This window comes from Veillonellaceae bacterium (genome assembly GCA_025992895.1).
Taxonomy (GTDB): Bacteria; Bacillota; Negativicutes; order Veillonellales; family Dialisteraceae; genus Dialister.
This window is the reverse complement of sequence record DAJPGA010000001.1, coordinates 235,615-250,366: the sequence shown is the minus strand read 5'-3', so window position 1 is coordinate 250,366 and position 14,752 is coordinate 235,615. Positions and strand designations below refer to the sequence as shown.

At 49.4% G+C, this 14,752-nt stretch carries 15 protein-coding genes; 12 read left to right on the top strand and 3 right to left on the bottom strand.

Features of this window, described 5'->3' with window-relative positions; genetic code table 11:
- Positions 1–1,331: 1,331 nt before the first annotated feature.
- From OIM03_00980 to rlmD, 7 genes are all read left to right on the top strand, one after another.
- Positions 1,332–1,661 (top strand): hypothetical protein, encoded by a 330-nt coding sequence (locus tag OIM03_00980; protein ID HJI72856.1) that lies wholly within the window; start codon positions 1,332–1,334, stop codon positions 1,659–1,661.
- 24 nt (positions 1,662–1,685) lie between these two features.
- Positions 1,686–3,353, top strand: coding sequence for a BamA/TamA family outer membrane protein (locus OIM03_00975; GenBank protein ID HJI72855.1), 1,668 nt, complete (start codon positions 1,686–1,688; stop codon positions 3,351–3,353).
- A 158-nt stretch (positions 3,354–3,511) separates the two neighbouring features.
- Positions 3,512–3,940: a YbjN domain-containing protein gene (locus OIM03_00970; GenBank protein ID HJI72854.1), complete on the top strand. Its 429-nt coding sequence runs from the start codon at positions 3,512–3,514 to the stop codon at positions 3,938–3,940.
- Positions 3,941–4,007: 67 nt separating this feature from the next.
- Entirely contained in the window at positions 4,008–4,166 is a 159-nt protein-coding gene (locus OIM03_00965) for a hypothetical protein (protein HJI72853.1), read from the top strand.
- A gap of 513 nt (positions 4,167–4,679) precedes the next feature.
- On the top strand, positions 4,680–4,994 hold the full coding sequence (locus OIM03_00960; protein HJI72852.1) for a helix-turn-helix domain-containing protein: 315 nt from the start codon (positions 4,680–4,682) through the stop codon (positions 4,992–4,994).
- A gap of 142 nt (positions 4,995–5,136) precedes the next feature.
- Entirely contained in the window at positions 5,137–6,102 is a 966-nt protein-coding gene (locus OIM03_00955; protein ID HJI72851.1) for an NADH:flavin oxidoreductase, read from the top strand.
- Between the two features lie 151 nt (positions 6,103–6,253).
- Positions 6,254–7,624, top strand: coding sequence for a 23S rRNA (uracil(1939)-C(5))-methyltransferase RlmD (rlmD, locus tag OIM03_00950; protein ID HJI72850.1), 1,371 nt, complete (start codon positions 6,254–6,256; stop codon positions 7,622–7,624).
- Between the two features lie 111 nt (positions 7,625–7,735).
- Here rlmD and OIM03_00945 read toward each other — a convergent pair whose 3' ends face one another.
- Both OIM03_00945 and OIM03_00940 read right to left on the bottom strand, forming a co-directional pair.
- Entirely contained in the window at positions 7,736–8,191 is a 456-nt protein-coding gene (locus OIM03_00945) for a hypothetical protein (protein HJI72849.1), read from the bottom strand.
- A gap of 81 nt (positions 8,192–8,272) precedes the next feature.
- Positions 8,273–8,617 (bottom strand): hypothetical protein, encoded by a 345-nt coding sequence (locus OIM03_00940; protein ID HJI72848.1) that lies wholly within the window; start codon positions 8,615–8,617, stop codon positions 8,273–8,275.
- A 165-nt stretch (positions 8,618–8,782) separates the two neighbouring features.
- Here OIM03_00940 and OIM03_00935 point away from each other — a divergent pair, with 165 nt between their 5' ends.
- The 5 genes from OIM03_00935 (at position 8,783) to OIM03_00915 (ending at position 12,768) form a co-directional block, all read left to right on the top strand.
- On the top strand, positions 8,783–9,325 hold the full coding sequence (locus tag OIM03_00935; GenBank protein HJI72847.1) for an RNA 2'-phosphotransferase: 543 nt from the start codon (positions 8,783–8,785) through the stop codon (positions 9,323–9,325).
- Positions 9,326–10,075: 750 nt separating this feature from the next.
- Positions 10,076–11,377, top strand: coding sequence for an ATP-binding protein (locus OIM03_00930; GenBank protein ID HJI72846.1), 1,302 nt, complete (start codon positions 10,076–10,078; stop codon positions 11,375–11,377).
- 162 nt (positions 11,378–11,539) lie between these two features.
- A complete protein-coding gene (locus OIM03_00925; protein ID HJI72845.1) occupies positions 11,540–11,869 on the top strand; it encodes a cupin domain-containing protein in 330 nt (109 codons plus the stop codon).
- Positions 11,870–11,878: 9 nt separating this feature from the next.
- Positions 11,879–12,259: a VOC family protein gene (locus tag OIM03_00920; protein HJI72844.1), complete on the top strand. Its 381-nt coding sequence runs from the start codon at positions 11,879–11,881 to the stop codon at positions 12,257–12,259.
- 26 nt (positions 12,260–12,285) lie between these two features.
- Positions 12,286–12,768, top strand: coding sequence for a prolyl-tRNA synthetase associated domain-containing protein (locus OIM03_00915; protein ID HJI72843.1), 483 nt, complete (start codon positions 12,286–12,288; stop codon positions 12,766–12,768).
- Positions 12,769–12,830: 62 nt separating this feature from the next.
- On the opposite strand, the gene OIM03_00910 is transcribed toward OIM03_00915, so the two are convergent.
- The gene (locus OIM03_00910; protein ID HJI72842.1) at positions 12,831–14,402 is read right to left on the bottom strand and encodes a potassium/proton antiporter; all 1,572 of its coding nucleotides are present in this window, start codon (positions 14,400–14,402) and stop codon (positions 12,831–12,833) included.
- Positions 14,403–14,752 lie beyond the last annotated feature (350 nt).

The following is a 14,752-nucleotide window of genomic DNA, read 5'->3' as shown; positions in this document are numbered from 1 at the left end:
CAAGGAAGTCCTCGCTACGACCGAAAGCGGAAATGTCCATTACGCTGGCAATATCAAGAGCGGAGCGGACATCCTCCTCAATACCGGTGAGGGAGATATTACCCTCGACGGGAAAGCCGACGCCGCCGGGCAGACCGGAATCAAGGCAGCCAAGCAGGGAACCATTACACTGCGCGATGACCTTACTTCCGGCACGGATATCAGCCTTGGCACCAATGAAGGAAACATCTTCTTCAAGGGCCTCGATGACGATGCATCCGAAGACATCAACGTCACCTCGAAGGACGGAAACGTCGAAATCACCACCACTGGAACCGGCGACATCAAGGACGGCTGGCTGGAAGATAACGGCGACCATGCTGTCATCAGGTCCGAAGGCGGAAACCTCACCATCAGCCACAGCGGCAGCGGTGAAGTTGACCTCTACTCCCTCTACGCCCTTGAAAAAGCAGGCGCAGACGTCAAAGACGGCGACATTGTCATCGATACCGTAGACGGAGACGTCGTAGCCGTCATCACAAGGAACCCTGACAAAGTGATGGAAGCTACACATGTTACAGCAGGCAGCAGGCTTGACACCTCCGGCACGCACATCGACATCGGAAGCGTCGCCCAGCGGGAAGGGTACACCACACCGCTCGAATTCGCATCCATCGCAGCCGATGATACGGCGCCGATTGAAAACTTCGTCATCGGCGACCTTAAAGGCGGTACGGAACTCGTATTCGACCACCTCTGGATGAAGAACGGATATGTTTCTGTATCTGGCGGAACCATCGAGATCGACAAACTCTACGTAGAAGACAGGGCATACTTCAGTAACGGCACCATGAGCACCCAGGTCTTCGGCACCACCCCGATCGCAGGCAGGAACATTTCCACCACCTACTGGAATGACACCAGCCTGAACCGGCCAGGGACAGACCTTGAAACCTGGCTTGGAGACGGCAACCCGGGCAGATGGATGTACCTCCACTTCGACGGAGACACCGGCAGACAGTGGAGCAACGGAAACCTCGTGGAAGTCAAACCATACAACCACGTCTACAGCCAGAGATACAGCATGGCTGAAGAAATGGCCAGAGAAACCGGCAAAGACGGCATGACCACAAGAATCACCAGGTACAACCCGGGCCGTGCTAAATTCGACCACGAAGGCCTCGTCGACGCAAGCCAGCTGACCACAGCCATCGAAGACAAGACAGAAAAAGAAGCAGAAATTAAAGTAGAAGGATAAAGGAGGAATAAGAAGGAGCCATGCAGGATCAAACCCGCATGGCTCCTTTTGACGTGGGCATGGGGAGCGATGGAAAACCATACGACTGAGCTGTATGAGAGAGAAATCAGGACGCAGTACATCGCCATTGATAATAGCCGCTCTCGTCGATACGGAAGGCTTTGACCTGCCCCAGCGGGGAAGGCGTCTGGCTTATCTTTTAACTGTTGCCAGAGAAAGGGGTGCAGTATTCATTGTCTTTTATAAAAAGGTTTTTCGAGCCGTAGCTCGGTTGCCCGGTTTTTCATATATTTCCTTCACATTTCCTTTCAAAAGTATACTTTCGGATAATTTTTTTCCAAATCATTATCTCTTACACTATATAAAGAGACAGTGTCCGCTTCAGGATGCGCTTATTCGTCCGCTTTTGGGAATGGCGGAGTGATTTCGTCGGGAAGGCGAGGTTGGGATGATGAATAAAAATATGGTCCGGGCTCTGGAAGCTCTGGTTTTGGGAAGTTTATTATCGATGCCGGTCATGGCGGCCGGTGAGCCTTTGCGGCCGTCAGGATCGACGGATTCAGGCGTGCAGCTGAATATGACACGCCAGCAGCTGGAGCGTCAGCGTGTGGCGCAGCGGATGGCTGAGGGCTGGGACAAGAGCAAGGTGGAAGAGACGGCTCCTGCGGAGGAAAAGCCCGAAGGAGCAGTCCGTTTTGTGCTGAAAAAAGTAGAGATTCCAAAGTCCGAGGTCTTGAAGCCGGAGGAAATCTCACAGATTGTGAAAAAGTATCAGGGACGCGAGGTGTCTCTGGATGATCTCTATGCTCTGGTCGGAGATATCAATGCTCTCTACCAGAAGAAGGGCTTCATCACCTGCCGCGCATACCTTGCACCGCAGACGATCCATGAGGGAACCGTTCACATCGGCCTTATCGAAGGCAAAAACGGCACACTTTCAATGGTTGGAAGAAATTCTACGAATGAAAGCTATATCAAGGACAGACTTCATATCAAAGAAGGGGACATTCAGGACATGAACCGCCTGAATGCGGATCTCCTCCGTTTCAATGCGACGAATGATGCGCAGCTCCGCATCCTCCTGAAATCCGGCGAGAAAACAGGGACGACGGATTACGTGATCGCCGTCAAAGAGCCGCAGAAGCAGATTGCAGGGGTCTTCTCGGATAATGCGGGAAGCGACACGAGCGGCCTTTACCGCGTCGGCGCCTACTGGCAGGACCGGGACGTCATGGGAAACCGCGACCATTTCTTCCTGAGCGGCGTCCGTTTCGAAGGCATGAAAGCTATTTCCGCCAGCTATAATACGCCGGTAAACACCATCGGCACGCGGGCCGGCATTTCCTATACGACAAACAGCGTCAACGTCGTGGACGGGCCGTTCGAAAGCCTGGGCGTCAAGGGCCATGCGTATGCATTGACCGCTTACATGGTTTCACCAATCATAACTTCCGAGCACATGAAATCCGAATGGGGCATCGAGTACGGGCACCAGCGTTCCAAGACCGACTTCGGCACGAAGACACCGATGAGGATGCACTGGACCGACGACCGCATCGATTCCTTCCTCTTCTACTACGACCAGCTCGACTTCGGAAGATCCTCCGCTTTCTACCAGAAGCACGGCTACCGGACAGGCTGGTACAAGAACCTGTATGAGGATAACAGCACCTTTGGTAAGTATGAATTGAACATGGTCTACCAGAAAGCGTACGAATCCGGCCAGGACTGGACAATCCGCCTTGACGGCCAGATTTCCAGCACGAACTACCTGCCCTCTGCAGAAATGTTCTACCTGGGCGGCATGTACAGCGTCCGCGGCTACAAGGAAAGTTTGATCGGCGGCGACGGCGGCTTTGCAGCCAGTGCCGAATACAACTTCCCCCTCGAAAAATCGCACCGTCTGAAAGGATATCTCTTCCTGGACGGCGGCCGTGTCTGGGGCAAAAGCGCCTATGACGACAGGAACCTTGTCGGTGCGGGCTTTGGCCTCAAGAGCCAGATCAACGACCACATTTCCCTCAACGTCGCTCTTGCATTCCCGCTCATCCGCACCATCAATGATCAGGAACAGGGCCGGACAAGGATCCATTTCTCCCTCAGCAGCGCATTCTAAAAAATTTCCCTTCACTTTTGTGTAAAAAATCGCAAAAAAGTATACTTTCGGATAGTTTCATTCCATTTTGCGATAGGTTAGAGTAAATGCAGGGAAAAAGCTTTGGCCCTGGCAATGGCGCCGGGGAAGCTCTATTGATTTAGAAAGAGGGAATCGAAATGAACAAAAAAGCAGAAAGTTTCCAAGAATACTTGGACAAGAGAAAACTCAAAGACTTCGCTGTCGAAGAAATTGCCAAAGATCCATTGGAAACCGCCGTATTCCGCTCGCACATGCAGCTTGAAAACGCAAGACTGCCAATCATCGTCATCCTTGACAAGAGCATCTACGGCATCGTCCGTCTCCTTGTCGCTCAGAGCGCCAAGAAGAACAACGAAAAAGCACTCGAAGAGCTTATGAACAAGTTCAATAAACAATACAAAGCATTCAAATATTACCTCGACGACGAAGGAAACCTCGTCCTCGATCTCAGCATCCTCTGCCCGGAAGAAAAAGTAAGCGGCTCGATGATTTATGCCCTCTTCCAGAGCGTCGAAGAACATCTCAAGACTGCCTATCCGCAGTGGATGAAAATCATCTGGAAGTAATTCATACCGGGGATAGTACAAAAGAAGGGCGGGGAGGGCCCGGACTTTTGTGGAAATGGGAGGAACCATGTTAGGGATTGCGGCAGGACTTCTCGCGGGTGCCGTTTCAGGCGTTGCCTTCTACTGCATCCTTTGCAGGAACGCAGAATATAACGACGCGTTCGATGAAGACCGCATCAGAGAAAGATTTATGGTAGATATGAATAACAAAACAGGGATGGAATGATTCCGGGGAAGGAAGAATTCCTGAAAGAAACAGCGTTTCCGGGAAGAAACACTATTTCAAAAAAGCAGGCAGCGGGAACTGCCTGCTTTTTACGTTGAAAAAGATAAAGAGTATACATAAAACAACTCGCCCACTCGATATTCCAGAGTCCTGACTTTTGGGAGGGATCAGAGCAGCCCACCAATACTCGCCTTCCCAGACGGGGAAGGGGGACCGCTTCGCGGTGGATAGGGTTGATTTCCCACGAGCAACGCGAGGTTGTATGGTTTTATTCCTCTCTCCCTCATCCTCCACCTATCTCTTTTCCTCATGCTTATTGAGAAAAGCAATGACTTATAGTTGCGAATGAATTGTAATTTTAATAATTCTAAATATCTTTGTTTTACTCTACCTATAAATTTCTATCCGATAATATCGAGTAAAATCCAGTATAAAGAAATCTTTTGAATATGCCCATTTGTATTTATAAATCAAATGTTGACAGATTATAAATTCTCAATATATAATTAAGACATGAATGAATTAGAAATCTTCAAGGCTCTATCGAACCCTATACGGCTAAACATCATAAAGTGGCTGAAGGAACCGCAGAATAACTTTCCACCCCAGGGACTCCATGTGCCGGAGGGAGACCGTTTTGACAGAAGTGTCTGTGTTGGATCGATCTGCGAAAAGACTCAGATTTCCCAGTCGACCATCTCGCATTATCTTGATATGATGCAGAGAGCAGGTCTTTTGGAATCGCGCCGTCTCGGCAAGTGGACATACTACCGCTGCAACGAAAGGAACATCAGCCGATTGTCAGAGTTCATCCGTAACTCGTTATAACCGGTCATTATAAGGTATAATAAAGACGGCAGGGAATCCTGCCGTCTATTTTTGGGTTTATGTATCTAATAAACGAGATACATTTTGGAATATTTCATGTAAATTCTCATTTTGAAGGCAAAAGCCGGAAAGGACTGTTCACATGATTGAAAAACCATTTATCCTCGCAGGAAAGAAACTCTCCACACGTCTCGTGTTCCCGCCGCTCGCAACTGAAAGCTCAGACGGCGGCAAGCCGAACGAAAAAATCACGCAGCACTACTGCGCCATTGCAGCGAACCCAAACGTCGGCATGATCATCACTGAACACAGCTATGTCGATCCACAGGGCAAAGCAGACCCGCACCAGATTTCCTTTGCCGACGACTCCGTCATCGATGCACAGAAAGCCATGGTGAAATCCATCCGCAACGTGCGTCCTGACATCTGCCTCCTCGCGCAGATCAACCACGCAGGCGCCAACACACGCAAACTCTACACAGGCATGGACCTCGTCTCCGCCTCTGACATCAAATGGACCAGAGACCAGGCAAGAGCCCTTACCGTCGATGAAATCCACGATCTGGAGCAGAAATACATCGCAGCAGCCCTCCGCGTCCAGGAAGCCGGCTATGACGGCGTAGAAATCCACTGCGCACACGCCTACCTCCTGAACCAGTTCTATTCGCCGATCACCAACCACAGAGACGACGAATACGGCCCGCAGACCATCACCAACCGTCTCCGCTTTACCCTCGAAATCATCAGAGGCATCAAAGCCAAAGCCAATAAGAACTTCATCGTCTCCGTACGCTTGGGAGGCTGCGACTACAAAGAAGGCGGCAGCACCATCGAAGACGCATGCGCGGCAGCTAAACTCCTCGAAAGAGAACACATCGACCTCCTGAACCTCTCCGGCGGCACCTGCCAGATCTTCAGACCGGGCCACGCAGAACCAGGCTTCTTCACCGACATGTCCGAAGCCGTCAAGAAATGCGTATTCACCCCGATCCTCGTAGCAGGCGGCATCAAAACAAAGAAAGAAGCCGACCTCTTCCTCCGTGAAGGCAAAGCTGATCTCATCGGCGTAGCAAGAGCGCTCAACGCAGACCCGAAATGGGAAATGTAAGGAAATAAGGAATTTAAAAGAGAGCTGTGACGAAATGATTGTACATTTTGTCACAGCTCCTTTTAGCATGCATGAAACGCCCCAGGCCCTTGGATATTCTCATTTTCCCATCTTCCTCCATGGTATAATGGGAGGAGCAAAGGAGCTTGTTATGTCTACTAAAAATACCCCACTCACATTAAACGCGACGTATACGATCGAGATCCGCGATCTTGGTGTCCACGGCGAAGGCATCGGATCGGCGGAGAATTTTACTGTCTTCGTTCCGGGAGCTCTTCCTGGAGAGACGGTGAAGGCGAAGATCATCCTGATCAAGAAATCGTATGCTTCCGGGAAACTCATTTCCGTCGAGAAGCCGTCTCCCTACCGCACAGTGCCCCAGTGCCCTGTTTATGACTCCTGCGGAGGATGCCAGATTTCCCATCTGACTTACGAAGGCCAGCTGGCAGCGAAGGAACGCCGTGTGAAGGACGTCATGGTCCGCATCGGCAAGGCAAGTGAAGATGTCGTCCTTCCGATTCTTGGCGCGCCGCATGAATGGAATTACCGAAATAAAATGGCCGTTCCCGTCGGACAGGTGACAGGCGGCCCCGTTCTTGGCTACTACCGCCAGGGCACGCACCAGATCGTCCCGATTCAGGAATGCCTCATTCAGGAAGAGGAAAACAACCGCCTTCTCCGCTTTGCGGAAGACTTCATGATCCGCCACGGCATCACCGGCTACAATGAAAAATCCGGCAAAGGCTGCGTCCGCCACGTCATGGGGCGTGTCGGCGACAATGGGGAAGTCATGGCTGTCATCGTGACCGCTACCGAGAACCTGCCGAAGAAGGACCTCTGGGCTGAAGAAATCCAGAAAGCCCTCCCTGAAGTCGTTTCCCTCTACCACGACGTTCAGAACAAGAAACGCAACGTCATCCTGGGATCGGAAATCCACCACATCTGGGGAAGAAAGACACTCACCGCATCCCTCTGCGGCATTGCCTTCGAAGTATCGCCATTTTCCTTCTTCCAGGTCCACAAGGTCCAGGCAGAAGTCCTCTACCAGAAGGCCCTGGATGCCGCTGACCTCAAAGGCGGGGAAACCGTTATCGATGCTTACTGCGGCACAGGCACCATTTCCCTCTGCCTTGCGAAAAAAGCACGCCGCGTCATCGGCATCGAAATCGTCAGGGAAGCCATCGAAGACGCTAAGAAAAACGCCGCATTCAACCATATAGAAAACGCCGAATTCCACGCCGCCGATGCTGGTCTCCTCATGCCGAAACTCTACGAAGAAGGCCTCCGCCCCGACGTCATCGTCATGGACCCAGTCAGAGCCGGATGCAGTGAGGACGTCCTCAAAGCCGCCGCAGGCATGCAGCCCGCCCGCATCGTCTACGTCTCCTGCAACCCCGCCACCTTCGCCCGTGACGCGGAGATCTTAGGCCGCTTAGGCTATAAACTCCAGTCCGTCCAGCCCGTAGACATGTTCCCCCAGACCACCCACATCGAAACCGTTTCCCTGCTGACGAGGGAGTAAGAATGGCAAAGGACGCCAGCGAATTAGAAGAGTAAGCAGTCTATATGCGCAGGCTAAGTATGTCTACAATATAGTCTGAAAATTCTGATAGAGTCATTTTTTCTTCATCCTTTACCACTTACATTGATCAAATGTCTCTTCATCCAGGATCTCCCGGATAAAAATACTGATGGACATGACTGTCCCGCTTTCCGGATCATCCTCCAGCCAGTAGCCGTTTTGCGATTGATAGTCCTCGTTCCAGTCATCATAAGCAAGCGAAGAATCCAGGGCCTTTGCAGTCTCGATGGACATTCCGGTTTTTACTCCATTCGGCAAGGCTCCTTGATACCCCTCCCAGAATACCAACTTAAAGAGCTTATTGTTTTTGGCAAAAAAGATACTGAGAATGCCATCAATAACCAGCACTGTCCAGGGATTGGGGACTGTTTCATATTTGGAGCTCCAGACTTCTTCGTGATAAATAACATCGTTCTCCTTCAAAACAGACTTAATTTCGTCAACTGTCTGATATAACTTGATATTTTCTGTCCCTTCATAAGGGATGATGTTGTCGCAGTCTATCATTAAAAATACCTCATTGGAAAATACAACAACGCTGCTGAGGTACACGCCTTTAGCAGGTTTTTTTCTACGATATTATTCTCTTCAAATTTTACTGTCAACAACAGTAAGAGAAAGGATATCTGCCGTCTGATCAGAAAATTCGTACTTTTTATCTAACTTTTTCCGTAATTCTTCGATAGCTTTAACCCAATCATGGATAAACAAGTCCTTTTCGCGCTGAGATTTGAAGCCGGCATACGAGAATTCATTCTCATTGTTAATGAAGAGTGCATCATATCTGGCTTGCAAATCATCAAATTGGGAGTCAAGTTCGGTGTCATTGCGTAACTCTTCAGGAAGCAGTGTATCTTCCACAAGACCTTCTTCGTCGTACAGCCAGACAGGATAGCATCCATATTCCAGCATAGCTACAACTTTCGTGATCATTTTTAGTTTCCTCCATTCTTTTTAGGTTTTGCACCAACGATATATCCGTTGCTCCACCGGCAACTACAGAAGAAAGATATGCAATAAGAAATTACGAAACAGATGGTCGAAAACCTTTAAAGGCGGCTGAAGCGTCGGATTCTTTTGGTAAATCAGGTGTTAGAAATGAGCAGTAATGAAACAAGCAAATTTATTGCGCTGATTCTTCGGCATAAGCCGGAGGCTATCGGCATTACGCTGGATGAGCACGGCTGGGCGAATGTGGATGAGCTGGTTGCGGGCATCGCGAAACAGCAGCCCTTTGACCGGGATATGCTGGAGGAGATCGTGCGGACAGACAGTAAGATGCGCTATTCCTTCAACGAGGATCATACACTCATCCGTGCCAACCAAGGGCATTCCATTCCCGTGGATGTGGAGCTGGAAGAGAAAACACCGCCGGATATTCTGTGGCACGGCACTGGAGAGAAGTATGTATCGTCCATTGATGCGCAGGGCCTGATTCCGAAGTCCAGGCTGTATGTTCATCTGACCGCGGATTATGATACGGCTGTGAAGGTCGGCTCCCGTCATGGTAAACCCGTTGTTTATACCGTCGCTGCCGGAGATATGCAGAAAGATGGATACCATTTTTATCAGTCCGTCAACGGAGTGTGGCTGACCAAGAGCGTACCTGCCAAGTTCTTGAAGAAAATAGAGAAGCTGTGAGATTTCACGAAAGAGCCAAAGGGCTTTATCGTTGTGCTTATAAACGAAATCATTGCCGTTTCACGAACCAGTTATCTCGTAAGACGTATAATCACTGAAAAGTCACACCAAAAGGAGCCAGCCATGCTGATCAATTTCAATGAAATCAAAGAAGCCAAGCGTTAGCGAAGGATGATTACATGCAAACTGTGCTGAGACATGTGTCCTCTTAACGAAGGCAAGTGTTAGCGAAACCTAAGCCTGAATTTTAGAGGCAGAACGTCCTTATAAAAATTGATGTCAGGAAATTAAACACTGGTACCGTAAAAGCCTTGAAAACAAGGTATTTCTGTGCATTTACCTTTTCGCGTCCAGACAGCCGTCCGGACGCGAAAATTCGTTATAGGGAACTTGTCCAAGGGAAATTGTGCCCACCTCGAGTTATGAGGTTGGATGTCAGAGGCTTGAGGTAGACCAGAATCTGATTGATGAGTTTTCGTACCAGCCCATCGTCAAACTCTACGATGGCGGTTTCCTGACCGGCGATAAAATCCTGAGGTTCAGTGATGCGCTTCAAGGGCAGGAAGTCTGTGGTATAAGTCATTTGCAGCGAGGAGATAGATCAATGATTGATATGTTAAAAAAGTGCGGAATCCGCAATAAATATTCATATAATGTTGACACAGATGCGGATTGAGCAGTAAAATCGGAATTAAAGAAAGAAAAAATGCGGAATCCGCAATATTTATCTCGTGTGGAAAGGGAATACATATGGAGTTTCCAAGAGAATTATACTTACAGAAGCTGATCGGCAAGATGCACAATGGCCGCGTGAAGATCATTACAGGCATCCGTCGCTGTGGTAAGTCATATCTGCTCTTTCATCTGTTTACCCGCTATCTGCACGAGCAGGGAGTCACAGATAATCAGATCATTGGGATTTCACTGGAAGATCTGCCAAATGCCAGATATCGTAATCCGCTGGAGTTGGATCAATACGTGCGGAGTCGAATTGTGGATCAGTCACGTCAATACTATGTGATGATTGATGAAATCCAGTTTGTGACGGCAATTCCTAACCCATATCTCGATGATCCGAACGCGAAGTTAACGTTTATCGATGTGATCTTGGGATTAATGAAGTTATGCAATGTCGATCTCTATATCACAGGCAGTAATTCGAAGATGTTGTCCAGTGATATCCTCACACAGTTTCGCGATCGAGGGGATGAAATACGTATCTATCCGCTGTCATTTGCGGAATTTAGCGGGGCATATGAAGGTGACAGTCGAAGAGCATGGGCCGATTACTGTACATATGGCGGTATGCCGACAGCGGTGGAACTTCAGACACATGAAGAGAAGAGCAGATACCTGCAGGATCTGTTTCAGAGGACGTACCTTAAGGATGTGATTGAGCGTCATAACATAAAAAATGACGTGTCAATATTAGATGATCTGCTAAATGTTGTCGCGTCGGCGATTGGATCACTTACGAATGCATCAAAGCTCTCCCGAACATTTATGAGCGAAAAGCATGTTAGCATCAGCTCGACTACAATAGAGCGCTATTTAGGATATTTTGAGGAGGCTTTTCTCATTAGTAAAGCCAATCGCTATGATGTGAAGGGAAAGCGATATATGCAGACTCCCAGCAAATATTACTTCACAGATGTAGGTCTTCGAAATGCGAAATTGAATTTTCGACAGCAGGAGGAGACGCATATCATGGAAAATATCCTCTATTGTGATCTTATACGACGTGGATATGATGTCGATGTGGGACTCGTGGAGCAGAATGCCGTAACTGCTGAGGGAAAGAAGATCAGGAAGCAGTTGGAGGTAGATTTTGTCGTTAATCGCGGAAGCAATCGTACATATATTCAATCAGCGCTTACGATTGCAGAGCCTGAGAAGCGGAAGCAGGAGATAGCATCTCTGATCCATATTCCTGACTCATTCAACAAGATTGTGGTGGTGCGAGAGTATATCACACCATGGCGTGACGAGAATGGGATTCTTTATATTGGAATCGAGCAGTTCCTGCTGGACGAAAAAGTGTTAGGTTATTAACTTCCAGTTTGTTGAGTTGGTTCGAAATCAGATGGATATGTTTTCGCATACCCTCGGATTTTGGATATATTCCCGCAGACACTCGACATTCATAATGGTGTCTCCGGGCACATCGAAACCGTTTCCCTGCTGACGAGGGAGTAAAATAAAAAGGAGCCAGCCATGCTGATTAATTTCAATGAAATCAAAGAAGCCGTCCTCTCCGGAATGAATGGCGGGGAAGGAACAATGACTGTCCGGATGTTCAATGACAGCAGGTACCGCATCATCCCGACGAAACTCCATCCGGGCGCATCGATCGGACTTCACAAGCAGGAATCCGGAGACGACATCAATTACATCCTTTCCGGCACCGGCAAGGCCATCTGCGACGGGAAAGAAGAAATCCTCACTGCCGGCTGCTGCCACATCTGCCCTAAAGGATCCTCCCATACCATCATTAATACAGGAGAAGACGACCTTACAATGCTGACCATCGTGGTTCATGGATAGGAGGCAGCCATGAAATACAAGAACATCGACCACATCGTGATCACTACGAAGAATCTTGAGGCATGCCTTCATTTCTATGCTGACATCCTTGGCATGAGGGCCGAGGAGAAGAACGGGAGATACGCTCTCTTCTTCGGGAATCAGAAATTCAACATCCACACAAGAAAAGCTGAATTTCTTCCTGCTGCCAGGAACCCCGAATACGGCAGTCTCGATCTCTGTCTTGCCATTGAAGGCAGCATCGAAGATGCCGAAAAGGAAATCAAGGAAAAGGGCGGCGCCATCGAAGAAGGCCCAGTCACACGCCATGGGGCGCTGGGCGAGATGAAAAGCATCTACGTAAGAGACCCCGACGGCAATCTTATCGAACTTGCTTCTTATGAAGATTGAATTGCACCATTCGAAAGGAGAAATCCATGAACAAGGAAGAAACCTGCCAGTACCTCAGAGACCACGGAATTACTTTTGAGACCACCGAGCATAAGGCTGTATTCAACATGGAAGAACTCGCAGAGGTCAAGCTTCCCTATCCGGAATGGGACGCCAAGAACCTCTTCGTCAGGGACGACAAGAAAAGGAATTACTACCTCATCACAGTCAAAGGCGACAAGCAGGTAAACCTCAAAGAATTCCGCAAAGCCCAGGGCCTCCGGGCGCTCTCCTTCGCCAGTCCCGATGATCTCCTGAAGTACCTCAAGCTCACACCGGGCTCCGTTACCCCGCTCGGCCTTCTGAATGACGAAGAAAACGCAGTTCACTTCTACCTCGATGAGACATTTTTGGGCCATAAGATAGGTGTTCATCCCAATGATAACACAGCCACCATCTGGCTGGACACAGAAGACCTCATCCGCATCCTCAAAGACCACGGAACCGAAGTCAACGTCGTGGAAATATAAAAAGGAAATGAAAAAGCAGCCCCGCAAAAGGACTGCTTTTTTAGTGGAACGACTCGCCTTCCTCATTTCCTCTCGAGTTCCGGCGCTAAGACGAGGATATCGCCGTGTTTGACCACGGTGCTGCCGGAAGGAATGATGGTGTCGATGCCTCTTTTGATCAGGAGGACGCGGCGGGCGCTGGAGGAGGGGATGGCCGCGAGCGGACGATTGGCCGCTTCGCTTGCGCGGTCGACGACGACTTCTTCCAGAGCGTGATGCTCTTCATCCTCGAAACTGTGAGCCGCAAAGACCAGAAGGTCATTTTCCTTCAGAACCGTACTCCCGTCAGGCACAAGGACTTCGCCATTTCTCATAATCATCGCCACGAGAAGATCCTTTGGAAGCTGAAGCTCCGCCAGTGACTTGCCGCACCAGTTGCTCCCTTCCTTCAGGCGCAGCCGGACGAAACTGATATCGCTGTCATCCTGGTAATCATTGAACGTCGTGCGGATATCTGCCGTAGGATCGATCATCGACAGCTTCTTGGCCGCGAACGGAAGAAGCGTTCCCTGAATGGAAATCGACAAGAGCACCATGCAGAACACAAGGTTATAAAGATTGTACGTAATATCCACATCGGCCAGTACAGCACCGATGGCAAATACGATCGAAGCCGCCCCGCGGAGGCCCGCCCAGGAAACAAGGGCAATCTGCTTCCGCTTGGCCCCGAAAGGTGCCAGGATCGCTGCACTCACCAAGGGTCTTGCCACAAGCGTCAGGAACGTTGTCAGCACCAGGGCCGGCACAATCACAGACGGAAGATCCACCGGCGTCACGAGGAGTCCCAGGAGGAAGAAAATCATCACCTGCGCCACATTCGTCAGGACATCGAAAAAATGGACAAGATACTTCTTCTGCGGAAGCTTCGAATTGCCGATATAAATCCCGCAGAGGTAGACGCTCAGATACCCATTCCCGTCAAACTCCGCCGGAATCGCATACGCCAGCACCATGATCGAAAACAGGAAAACCGTGTGACTCTGCTGCGAAGGAAGCAGCCTCGAATGCGGAAGCTTCAGCGAAAGCCAGCCGATCGCAAGCCCGAAAAAAGCCCCGATCAGAAGCTGCTTTGCCAGGAGCAGAGGAAAAGAAAACGCCGCCCCGCTCAAAAGCGCAATTGCCGCCATCGTCAGCATATAACTCATCGGATCATTCGAACCCGACTCCACCTCGAGGAGCGAATCCGTATGATACTTCAAAGCCAGCTTCTGCGAACGGAGAATATTAAAGACTGAAGCCGCATCCGTCGAAGAAATCACGGCCCCGATCAGAAAACTCTCCAGCCACGAAAGCGACAGCGCGAAATGAGCAAACACAGCCACAGCCCCCGCCGTCCCCGCAACTCCCAGCGAAGACATCAGAGCCGCCTCACGCAGAACCGGCCGCGCTGCCCGCATATTCGTCCCGAAGCCGCCATAAAACATAATGAAAATCAGGCACACCGAGCATACCAGATTTACCAGAGCATAATGATCGAACTGAATCCGAAACGGCCCGTTCTCCCCGAAGAACATACCCAGGCCGATAAAAATGAGCAAAGAAGGAACAGGAATCCTCTCCAAAAATCGATTCAGCAAAATACAAATCAAAATCACAGCCCCCAATAAAAGCAAGGGTTGATTCAACCACACCACATCCTTCCCCAAACAATAGAAAATACTCTATTTACAACTGTAACAGCTAGGACGCAATACTGTCAAATAATCAGAGAAAATCATCGATAATAAAAGGAAGGATATGAGAAATTAGGAAGGATAGTGCGAAAATGAGGGAAATAAGGAAGAAGTGAGTGAAATTATATGTATCGCTAACACTTGCCTTTCCAGACGGGGAAGTACGCCCTTGACCTTGCTCTGGAAGAGAAGGTCGGGATAAGATTACGAAAGGTTTCAAACAAATAAACAGAGCTCTTTCTTTTATTCCTCTTGAAGCTGCCCCCGACGGA